The sequence below is a fragment of the Streptomyces sp. NPDC050549 genome (assembly GCF_040655035.1).
Taxonomy (GTDB): Bacteria; Actinomycetota; Actinomycetes; order Streptomycetales; family Streptomycetaceae; genus Streptomyces.
In genome coordinates, this window is the sequence record NZ_JBFAJD010000084.1 from 1 (window position 1) to 11,295 (window position 11,295).

Below are 11,295 nucleotides of genomic sequence, written 5' to 3' on the forward strand. Positions count from 1 at the left end.
CGGCCACCGCACCTCCAGCGGTCGGAACGGACGTCACCGCCCATCCAACCGCCCTAACCAGCAACCCGGCGAACCTTCCCGGTCAGAGCACTAGCTGGCCTGCCGGGCTCAAGCCAGGCGAGCCTCCAGTTCAGGAGCAGGCAGCAAAAGGGCGTCCAGCGCATCCCCCTTGCGACGCGAAAAGGCCCTACCCCAGCGTCGGCGGCGTCCTTGACGTTGCAGATGTCCTGCTGGGCCGTCTTCGCCGCTGACTGCTTCACTCACATCGCCCTTCAGGCCGCGTGATCGAACCTGCCACCCAAACCTGCAGCAGACCCCGCGTCCGACAGCCTGGCATCGCTTCCGCGAGAACCGTCTCGGGCTCCTCCGCCGCACCCGCTACTACAACCCGACTCATCTACTGCCCCTGGGAGTTGTTCACTGCAGCTCCCTGCCACCGGAGCCGGCCAGGTTCTCGGCGGTAGCGGCCCCGGTGGGGTACTCCTCTATGCGCCTGCGGACCGGGGACTTATCTGTAGCGGTCACCGAGTACGCGGAGGAACCTCAGCCCCTCCTCGTCGTCCGGTTCGAAGTCGGCGGATGCTTCGACTTCCTCATGGATCTCGAGGTCGCCTTCAAGACCGACCTCGGGCAGGTTCGATCTGCAGTGATGCGGCGCAGTGCGGGCATCACGGAGGTGGAGCCACGCCGGCACTCCTCGGGTCTGTGTGGTGACCCCTCGGCCAGCCCGGGGTAGGTCTGTGCTTGCGGCCGACGGGCGCACGTCCTAGCAACCTGCCGTCAGGCACCAGGAGACCTGGACAGGGCGGCATCCACGTCGGCTCCCTGCCATTCGCCGCTTTCCCACCACATCACCGACAGGCCGAAGGCCCCTTCAGCGGCTGCGACCGCCCAGGGTTCCACGGGTGCGTTGGCGCATACGAGGAAGACGTGATCGATCGATCGGCCCACTGCGAAGCGGATCTCGGCACTGCGCGATGCCGCCTCGCGGAGATCGGAATAGGTGGGGTGTTCCGCGTGCAGCACTTCGAAGAGGTTGGTGCCGCTGTCACCCGCGTGGACAATGTCCGCGACGCTGCCGTCCTCGGGCTCTCCGTGCTCCCACAGCTGAGCGAGAAGCCGGTGACGCAGACGCTCATGGACGGGCTGCTTTCGATCATCCGCTACAGCCGCCTGCAGATAGTGCTCGAAATCGGCGGAGGGCTCGGTAATCGAAGCGGGGGCAGCCGGTTCCGAGATCATGGCGCGGGTCGTCTCCTCAGGCGTGGAGGCTGTGTCGGTCAACGGTGCGGGGGGTTCGTCCCCGTTCAGAGGTGCGGGCAACGCGACGCTGTGGACAACGCTGAGTGACTGGGTGCAGCGCGTCAGAGCGACGTACAGGCCGGGCATTCCTGCGCGCGTGTCGCCCGCGATGGCGGCCGGCTCCACGATCACCACATGGTCGAACTCGATGCCTTTGGTCTCGTGCGGCTGCAGGACGGGGACGGCGGTGAGATGGATGTTGTCGAGTTCGCTGCGGAGTCGGCTGTGCAGGCTGCCGTCGGCCGGGGCGATGACCGCGGTGGACCGTCCTTCCTGGGCCGAGGTGATCTCAATCTCCGCGACTCGTCCGACAGCAACTGCGATCAGGCGTTCCGGGCTGTCCGCTGCTCTCATCCACACGGTCTGTCCACGGGCCGGGCGGACGGATCGGGCGACGGGTACGCGAGGGGCCACCGTGCGGGCCAGGGGCTCGACGAAATCCGCGACCTCCGGCGGGAGCCGGAAGCCCGTCCGCAGGACCTCGACCGTCCACGCCGAGCCTGCGGTCAGGAGTGCCACCGGCTCACGCCAGGAACGGTAGCGGTGCGCCCCGGTGGCCTGGGCCAGGTCTCCCAGAATGGTCATGGAGCCCGGCGGGCAACGGCGGGCCAGGGCACGCGCCTGCATCGGGGTCAGGTCCTGGGCCTCGTCGACAACGATGTGGGCGTAGGTTCGCCGGTCCTCGGAGCCGGTGAGCAGCCACTGGACCTCATCTAGGCACACGAGATCCGCAGAGGTCCACGTCGTCTTGCCGGTAGACCTGGGGCGGCGCAGCGCAGCCTGCTCGTCGGCCGTGAGCAGTGGTGCGGCCGCCTCGAGGGTCTGGGCGCTGTCCAGCAGACGCGTGTAGAACTCTGCTGCGTTCAGGCGCGGCCACACCCGCTGGACGAAGGTGGCAACCTCTTTGCTGGACAGGATGTCTTCGGGCGTGGCTCCCGGTACGGACAGAAGCAGCTTGCCCGCCAGACGCAGTCGGAAGTTGGCCTGCCGCACGTTGAACGGGCCGGACTCATTCAGTGCTTGGCGTGCGATGGCGAGCAGAGGTTCGGCGTCGGCCTCGTAGGTGCGCCCCATACAAGCGAAACGAAAGACCGCCTCATCGTCATCGCGTTCTGCCAGCAGCGGGGCCACTCTTGCCCTGGTCGGACGGCAATGGGCCTCGACGGCCCGGCGCAGCACGTCTGCCATGCGGTCATCGCCCTTGACGAATGCCGCCTCAACCGGGTCGGCGTCTGAAGAGGTTTCCCGGTCACCGGCCATGAGGCCATCGAGGGTGAGGGTGGTGACGTCCCCTCCGCCGAGAGCGGGCAGAACCTGTCCTGCGTAGTCGAGGAAGCTGAGGTGCGGGCCCACGACCAGGACGTCCGGGGCTGAGCAGTGCTGATTGTCCAGCAACCACATCACGCGGTAGAGGCCCACGGCGGTCTTTCCGGTCCCTGGGCCGCCCTGGATGACCAAGGCGCCCGGCCGCTGGTGCGCCACCAGGATGAGTTGCTCGCGCTGCACCGTCTCCACGATGTCGCGCATGGTTCCGTCGCGGGGCAGGTCAAGGTCGTCCAGGAGCAAGGACTCCAAGGATGGCGCCGGGTCCTCATCCGCCGCCGCACCGGCAGCGGGAGCAGGGTTTTGCTCTTCCGTAAGGGCCGGTCCATCGATCGGTTCGGGGGTCTCAGGCGCGAGCCCTTCGTCCAGATCGGCGTCGTACTGCCGCAGGATGAGCTCGTCGAGGTAGCCGGTCACATTTTTCGGCTTGCGCCGCCGGAAGTTCAGTTTCCTTCGCAGCAGCAGTTCACCGGGATCGTCCTGGGTCGCCAGCCGCCAGTCGATGGCGCGCTGCGCCGCGGACGAGACGACCACCAGATCGTGATACTCGTTCCACAGGGACTGCCGTCCGACGAGGAACGACTCGCCGTCCCGGGTATTCACTCGCATGATCACCAACGGTTCGTCGGCCCGTGCGGCGCCCTCAGCTTGTACGCCTTTGGCGCCAGGTGCCGGCATCTCGTTGTGCGCGCGGTACACGGCGTCGACCGACACGACTTGCGATCGCCGGTCCTCAAGACACAAGTACGCACGGTCCACGCCCCGTTGTTCCTGCGCGATGACCGCACGACGCTGCGCACCCGCCATGCACGCCGCCCCTCCCCTGGCCCGCAACCTCCACGAACCGCCCACTGTCGATCTTGCTGGAAGCAGCGACTCTCTACATCTGCACCACACTTTTGATGCACAATCGCTACATGACCGCTGGAAGGGACTTCCCAGCGTTTCTCGGCGAAAACACCGTCGAGCGTCACGATGTCGGTTCTGTCGTCGTTGCCCAGGTCGCTTTGGACTGCGCTGCTCGAAGTCACACCCATGTCTGGCCGGCCGGAAGCAGATCTGCTGGCGGGCTGGAGCCGCCAGCAGCACGCTCCTGCGCGTTCAGCGCAGTGCTACTTCCCACGAGCCCGGATTACCAGCGTCTTCGCCACTGATCGGGCAGCCATCCATCCAGGAGCCGAACCCCGAGGGGTCCCGGCCCTCCGTGGACCAACCGACATGTATGAACTTCGACAGGTCCGCCACGTAGCTGGACGACGTGGAGACACGAAGCGAGAGCCGAACAGAGACAGTGCGACCGTGGATGATTGGCAACCAGGCCGCTGACCCCGGACCAGCCCTCAGCATGGAGTCTCCTTGCTCAGCGTGACGCGGATGCTGCTCCAGTCCGGGCTGCCCCCGTCTTGGGTCGTGTCGTAGTCCCCGTAGGTGTTGCCAGCCAGTTCCACGCACAAGGTGGCGCGCACATCCAGCGCCCCGGAGGGTTTGATCAGCGAGACGACGATGCCGCGCTGCTCATAGATCGCTGTGTCGGACGAATGGGACGTGACCCGTGCCAGGACATACGTTTGCGGCTCCCCAACGACTACGTCGCCAACGTCGACCTGGGTGAACTTCACGGTGAAGTGGCCCACGGTGTAGGTGCGTGCGAGTGCCGCATGCTGGATGGCCAGCGCGGCTGCCGCCGCGCTGGCGGATGCGCTTGCGGCCGCGTCGGTTGACGCCTGTGTGTCCGAGGCGGCCGCTGCACTTGCATCGGCCTCTGTGGCGGGGCCGGATGGTGTGCCTTCCGTCTCGGTCACATCGTCGGTCCCCCGCGCGGTGTTCCTGGCTGTAGTGCTCGAGGTCGCGGCGCCCGTGCGCGCCGCTGTGGACGCCGCGGTCGCGGCGTCTCTCGCCGCGTTGCCGGCGTCGCCGTTTCCGCGGAAGGACCAAGCGCCGCCGACGCCCGCACCGACGACTGCTGCGGCAGCAAGGACGACACCAACGGCCCGGCGCCGGGAGGAGCTCCCCTGGGCACGGGGAGGTTCGGGCCAGGTGGGGTCCTCCAGGGCGGGTACGGTCCACCGTGCCGTGATCAACTCCCCGACGAGTGTGGGGGCGAGGTCCTCTTCGACCTCCTCACTTGCGCCCAGCACTTGGGTGGGCTCCGCAGCCAGCAGCCGTGCACACGCCTGCGCCGCCTCGACGGCGGTGGACCGCTCGGCTGGCTCCTTGACAAGCGCTCGTTCGAGGATCTCCCTGAGCCGCTCCGGTATGCCGTCCAGGTCCGGCTCGCCCGAGATGACGCGGTACGCGACGGCCTCCGGGGGGCCGCCGCCGAAGGGGAGGCGGCCGGTTGCCGCGTACGCCACGAGCGCGCCCCACGTGAACAGGTCGCTCTCGAGTCCCGCCACGCCGCTGCGGTACTGCTCGGGGCTGAGCCAGCCCGGTGTGCCGGTCAGCATGCCGGTCCGGGTCACGCTGGTGCCGTCGGTGACGTGTGCGATGCCGAAGTCCAGGACGCGGGGGCCGGCCGGGGTCAGCAGCACGTTCTGCGGCTTCACGTCACGGTGTACCACCCCGGCCGTGTGAATCGCCGCGAGGGCCTGGGCGGTGCCGGTGGCGAAGGCATGCAACGTGCCGCCTTCGAGCGGGCCGTGGGCGGCCAGGTGCTGGGCCAGGGTCGGGCCCGGCACGTAGGGGGTCGCCAGCCAGGGAGCATCAGCGTCGGGGTCAGCTGCCAGGAGGGGCAGCAGGCACGGGCCGTGCACCAGGGCGGAGAGTCGCACCTCTCGGCGGAACCGGGCGCGGAACTCCGGATCTCCAGCCTGCGCCTGGTGGACCACTTTGACTGCTACCCGCCCCCCGTCGGGGGCGATCCCGGCGTGGACCGTGCCCATGCCGCCCTCGCCGAGCCGACCGACGATACGGTACGGGCCGATCCGGGAGGGGTCGCCGGGGTGGGCGGGCTGGATCCGCCCGCCGGAGCCAGCAGTACTCACAGGTTGTCCGATCATTCGGTGCGGTGGACCTACTCGTGTCTGGCCGGATGCTATCCGCCCTGCAGGCCGCCCCAGCAGGCACGTTGAGACCCTTCTCCGCCTGGGCCACTGGGGACCCGGGAGTGCCAGGCGTGCGCCGATCGTGCGCGATAACCTCTGTGGCTGGTGGCACGTCAGGAGGATCGTATGAAGCTGACCGACCCGGATTACCCCGCCGTCTTGGATGCCGCTGTCGGGATCCTCCGAGATCGGGCTCGCGCCGGTCAACCGATGACCTATGGCGAGTTGAGTGCAAAGCTCGCAGAACGGAACTTCGACCCGATCCCTCCCCATCGAGGAATCATGACCTACCTGCTCAGAGACGTCTGCCTCTACGAGAACGAGGACGGTCGCGCGCCGATGCTATCGGCCATCGTGGTGAACAAGGCCAGCAAGGAGCCCTCGGAGCAGTTCTCAACTCTCGCCCGAAGTCTGCCTTTCTCGCGGTCGGGCGAATGGACATGGAGGGACGAGCAGGCCGTTGTGTTCGCCCAATTCAGCGGGAACTGACACTCCGTCGACAACTTGGGGGCTATGAGGGCGCGCAGCACCGGCGCATCGCCGAAATCCGAGCAGAGTACCGGCGCCCTGTGAGGCGAACAGGCTCACCCAGAGCCGGTCCGCCTCGACATCTCGCGCAGCTACCCAGTCCGTTCAACCCTTCCGGCATACGCAGAGACACTTTCGGTAGGTTGACCCCTGCTATGCGACACCGCGGCAGACGGGCTGGCTCCGGTCAACCAGGGTCGCGTACCTACCACGCGGGGGGGCCATGACGGACGAGCAACGGATGGTCGAGCAGCGCCTGTGGAGGCTCTTCGACTCCCTCAGGGGCCACTTCTCCATGGATGAAGTGGCTGACACGTTGCTATGGAATGCCGCGGACTGGAAGACCCGGGCCACCGGCCTGCCGGCGCCGGAACTCGACGTCCTGCGGCGTACCGCCCAACACGTACGGAGCCGAAACCCTGACCTGGAGCCCGCGCTAGAAAGCGCACAGGAGGCGCTAGACGCCTACACACCGGCACAGATCCGACACTACGCAAGGACGTTGCTGGGTCCCGTACACCACTACGGTGAGTTTCCCACCTCTGCGTCTCTGGTGAAGGTCGCTACAGCCACTTTGGCCGCATACGAACGCGGTAGCCGCATGGATGGCATGCAGCTCTACGATCCGGCGTGCGGGTCCGCCACTCTGGCGCTCGATGTGGCCGGAGCTCTGGCAGATCAGGCAGAAACCTCGGTCAGCATCGCTGGACAGGACGTCAACTCGTCCACCGTCCAGCGGGCCCGGGCCCATGCCTTCCTTGTTGGCACGGACGCCACATTCAGCTTGTCGAACTCCCTCGAAGAGGACGCCTTCCCTGGCCGCCAGTTCGATTACACGGTGGCCGAGATCCCCTACAACATGGCCTGGCGCAACAACCTCGCCCATTGCGCAGCTGAGGCCGAACGCCCTAATGGACGTTTCCCCGCAGGTCTGCCGCAACCCGAGAATGCGTCCCTACTGTTCGCACAGATTCTGCTTAGCAAGCTTCGCCCCCCGGCGGAGGGCGGCGGCCGAGGGATCATGTTCACTGCTACAGATCCGCTGCGCGACAAGGGTGGCAGCGCGATCCGTACTTGGCTTCTCGACCAGGATCTCCTGGATGCTGTTGTCGCTCTACCTGAAGGACTCAGCGCGAACACAAGCATCCGACTGTTCGCCCTTGTCTTCTCCAACAATAAGCCCAAGGCACGCCGGTACAAGGTTCAGTTCATCGACCTCCGCGGCTTCTACGAGGACGCGCACTCCCGCAGACCGGAGCGCCGCGTGATTAGCGAAGCAGCCCTCGATGAGCTGTCACGAAGCCTGAGGCAATCGAAGCCGACCAGCTACAGCAGGACGGCCTCGGTGAATGATCTCTCTTTCCGACAGGTCAGCGTCCTTCATCACGCCACGGCAGCCACTGGCAAGCCCGGGCAACACCACGCCCCGCCCCTCACCAAGCTGGCGCCCGTGACGGCCTCCACCGAAACGTGGAGCAGCGCCCGCTATACCGCCACGCCACCGGACGTGAGGGACGTGGCGAACTCACAACTCACGATGTTCGACGTGAATCTCGTCTTCCGAACCGACCGACCCCCGCGCGCGCTGCGCGACCTCACCCAGACCGGCTGGAAGACTGCCCGGCTGGCTGAACTCACCGAACACGTCTGCTACATCCCCTCGGCCAAAGCAGCCGACCGCCCCGCCATTCTGTCAGCCGCCACAGGTGAGCAGGCGCTCATCCTCCCGATCGAGCCACATCTGGACGCAGTGACCGGCGACCCCGGCGAAGTTGCCCCCGACAACCGCATCCTCGTGCTCCGGACCAGGAACACGCACATCGACGCCGAATACCTTGCGGGCTGGCTCAATTCCTCACTAGGCCGACGACTGCGCTCGACGGCCACCGGTTCCGACAGTGACAGCTACGTCAGCCCCCGCGCCATGAATCTCACCCAGGCCTGGCGCATGGCAGACAACCTTCTGATCGCCTTGCCGGAACTGTCTGTCCAGCGCGAAATGGCCCGCACGGAGCGGGCACTGGCTACAGCGCGCCGTCATCTTGTCGACTCGCACAGAGAGCTGTGGAACGACCCCAAGAGGCGTTCCGACATTTACCGGGAGGCCAGCCGTCTCATCCCATCGACAGACCTAGCCGAATGGGCAACAAGCCTGCCGTTCCCCATGGCCAGCGCCCTCTGGTCCTACGAATCCAAAGGTGACACCAACCTCCACGCCCGCCACGCCCAGATGTTCCACTTCTGGGACGCCACGATCGAGTTCCACGCCGCAGTAGTCCTGTCCGCCCTTCTCCAGGATCACTCAGGTCTGGAGCAAGAACTTCCTAGCCTCGCTGTTCAGTTCAGCAAGGTGGGGATCACTCCCGAGCGGGCCACGCTCGGTGTCTGGCACATCGTGCTGCAACGCCTCACCAAGAGGTACCGCACCGCACTGACCGGAACGGACACCGACGAGCAGGCACGGGTGCGCGCAGCCTTCGCCGACGCACCACCAGACTTCCTGGACACCCTCCTGAGCACCGATGTCACGAAACTGTTGGGAGACGTGATCCATCTGAGAAACACCTGGAGTGGCCATTCGGGCGCGGCAGGCGAGGACTCCCTCAAGGAACAACTCGGCATCCTGACCGGTCATGTGCACACCCTGCGTAACCTGATCGGTGCCGGCTGGCTGGACTATCCCCTCGTACGCGCTGGCGGAGCCCGGATCAGGAACGGGGTGTTCCACCATGACGTGGACCTCGCAATGGGCCCGAATACTCCGTTCAGACAGAAGCGGATCTCGAGCAACGTGGCCCTGGAGGAAGACGGCCTGTACCTTCTCCCCCGCGAGGGCGGCAGCGCGCTCCCACTCGCTCCCCTGGTCGAGCTGCAGCCGGCAGCCTTCGGATCGAACAGCAACTGCTACTACTACAACCGTCTGCAAACCGAAGGCATCCGGTTCGTGGCCTACCACGATGTAGCCGAATCGGAAATGATCAAGGATGCCGCGCCTGCCGCGTCCCTTGTCGCCGCCTTGGCCTCCGGCGGGCCGGCTTCCCCGTGACCAGAGCCAGCAGACGCTCTACAGCAGGCTCAGCGCGTCGGCGGCTGGTTCCACAACGGCGACGCTAAGAACCTCGGCCGTCTGGGGGAAACCACTTATCCGCAAGCAGGACGCCTGTCTGCGCTTTCCTGATGTCCTGCAGAGCCCTGTCGGCCCTCCGAGATGCGGCCCAGCACAATGCACCGCTGGATGGCGGGGGTGGGATGCCGACAAAATGCGCCTCCTGAGCGAGTGCGCGAATACTCCGCCCGCGACAGCGGAGGCCCGCCAAGCGGGCACTATATGACTTCAAAATCTTGGTGCTGAGTAAGTATTGCTCCATCGATTCGTGCGGTGACAGTGAGCGTGTAAGAGCCTACAGGCAGACGGAACGAGTCCCACCCGTCGAGGGTACAGCCATTGCGTTCCTTTCCTTCAGCGCTCGGCGCTCCCGCCTTATCCTTAACGATAGCGTCGGTGTAACATCCTTCATCGAGCGGTTGGTCATCTTGGTCAAAGACGACGAAGGCGAATTTCACGGCCGCAGTTGGGCCGTTGTCGATTGGCTCGTACGTCCATTTGCCAATTTTGTGCTGACTACCATCATCGTGGACTTGGATGAGGCCGATTTTCTCTGCGTTGCTATCTGCTTTAGGTGAGGAAGTCCCCGGGTCGGCACTTGTCACTGAGGTGGGCATCGGCGAAGTAGGGCTCGGAGTCGGCTCTCCGCTAGATGGGTCGGCGCTTGGGGGCTGGTTCACGCTATCGCCAGTTGAAGGCGTTGCCTTGACCACTTCACTACCGCTACCCGACGGAGCGAAGATCCCGGCGAGTATCAAAGCAGCACCAAGCAGGAATAGTCCCACCCCTGCCACCTTCAAACGCCGATGATGCGACGACGACATGTCGGCAGCTATCTCGAATGACCCTGCCTTCAGTTTCCCCTGTGAGTAAATCACTAGGAGTAAGTATATCCCTGGAAGCGCCATAACGCCCCCGAGAGCAATGCACGCGTTAGCCGTTGTAGCGTTCAAAACGTGCCCCCGATCGCGCTGTCCGCAGGGCGTCGCGCCCGTAACTCATAGTGGCATGCCAGTTTCGCGCTGTCAGGAGGTTGGGCCTACAGCTTGCGGCGTTGCAACTCGGAGTACGAGGGGGCTGGCTGTACACCGCCGACCGCACGCACGGCGGATGAGGGGCGGCGTTGAGTTGAGTACCATCGCCGGCCGCTACCTACTCGGCGGGGAGTAGCCATGCCAACGACAGGACCACGGTTGCGAGATCACACGTGGCGAGCGAACTAGCGATATTCCGCCGCGGCGAGAAGAACGGCTTTCGAGAGCGGGACTTCGCCGAGTTGCTGGAGGCCGCCTACCAGCAACTCGGCGGAAAGATCGTGCTGGTCTGGGACAACTCCACGCAGCACAAGGACCCACCGATACGCGAGTTACTGGCCGCGAGGGAACGGTGGCTGACCGTCTTCCGTCTGCTGGCCTACGCCCCGGACCTCAACCCGGCGGAAAGCGTGTAGGCGAACTTGAAGCTCGTCAGATCATTGCCCCATGGTTCACCGACCGTCCCGTTTTCGCCTTTTGTACAGGTCAACAGGCATAGTTGCGTTCTGGGGCTGATGATCGTTCACGGGGTTTCACTGTCCTTCCGGCCCAATCCTGGCCCCAGAGGGGCGAGTCAGTAGGCTGTCCGGGCGCCAGCAGAGGCGGGCGTCCAGCTCAATACCTGGAGGCGAAAGCACCTCCAGCGCAGAGGCCTTGCGATGCAGGTAGGCGCTACCCTGTAGGGCCTCCGGTCGCATAGAGAAACTGTTCGTTGGTTTGACGCGCTGGTTCACCTGGGTGATGGCACTTGCTTGGCACGCATTGGCTGCCGAGCAGGCGCCCGTGAGAGCTCCGGACTCCGGGTGCGCCAAGGTGGTTCTAACAGTGGGTACTGGCCCCGTCTGTGAGCTTGGGTTCTAGAGGCAACGCCGTTCAGTTAGGCGTGGATGTTGTTCGTCAATGCTGGTGAACGAGGCAGCGGAGCTGCTGTAGAAGAGGTCTGTCCTCCAAGACATCC

Annotated in this window: 6 protein-coding genes; 3 read left to right on the forward strand and 3 right to left on the reverse strand. The window is 65.4% G+C overall.

The window, feature by feature from the left end; genetic code table 11:
• Nucleotides 1-780: 780 nt before the first annotated feature.
• Together AB0I51_RS47525 and AB0I51_RS47530 are read right to left on the reverse strand one after the other, a co-directional pair.
• The gene (locus AB0I51_RS47525) at nt 781-3,432 is read right to left on the reverse strand and encodes a hypothetical protein (protein WP_362985624.1); all 2,652 of its coding nucleotides are present in this window, start codon (nt 3,430-3,432) and stop codon (nt 781-783) included.
• A gap of 533 nt (nt 3,433-3,965) precedes the next feature.
• The gene (locus AB0I51_RS47530; protein ID WP_362985626.1) at nt 3,966-5,609 is read right to left on the reverse strand and encodes a serine/threonine-protein kinase; all 1,644 of its coding nucleotides are present in this window, start codon (nt 5,607-5,609) and stop codon (nt 3,966-3,968) included.
• Nucleotides 5,610-5,795: 186 nt separating this feature from the next.
• On the opposite strand from AB0I51_RS47530, the gene AB0I51_RS47535 reads away from it, so the two are divergent.
• Together AB0I51_RS47535 and AB0I51_RS47540 are read left to right on the forward strand one after the other, a co-directional pair.
• Nucleotides 5,796-6,158, forward strand: coding sequence for a hypothetical protein (locus AB0I51_RS47535; protein WP_362985628.1), 363 nt, complete (start codon nt 5,796-5,798; stop codon nt 6,156-6,158).
• A 262-nt stretch (nt 6,159-6,420) separates the two neighbouring features.
• On the forward strand, nt 6,421-9,243 hold the full coding sequence (locus AB0I51_RS47540) for an N-6 DNA methylase (RefSeq protein WP_362985630.1): 2,823 nt from the start codon (nt 6,421-6,423) through the stop codon (nt 9,241-9,243).
• 278 nt (nt 9,244-9,521) lie between these two features.
• On the opposite strand, the gene AB0I51_RS47545 is transcribed toward AB0I51_RS47540, so the two are convergent.
• The gene (locus AB0I51_RS47545; RefSeq protein ID WP_362985632.1) at nt 9,522-9,920 is read right to left on the reverse strand and encodes a hypothetical protein; all 399 of its coding nucleotides are present in this window, start codon (nt 9,918-9,920) and stop codon (nt 9,522-9,524) included.
• A gap of 590 nt (nt 9,921-10,510) precedes the next feature.
• Here AB0I51_RS47545 and AB0I51_RS47550 point away from each other — a divergent pair.
• Nucleotides 10,511-10,753 carry a transposase gene (locus tag AB0I51_RS47550; protein ID WP_362985634.1) on the forward strand — a complete coding sequence of 81 codons (243 nt, stop codon included), beginning with the start codon at nt 10,511-10,513 and terminating at the stop codon, nt 10,751-10,753.
• The last annotated feature ends 542 nt before the right edge of the window (nt 10,754-11,295 follow it).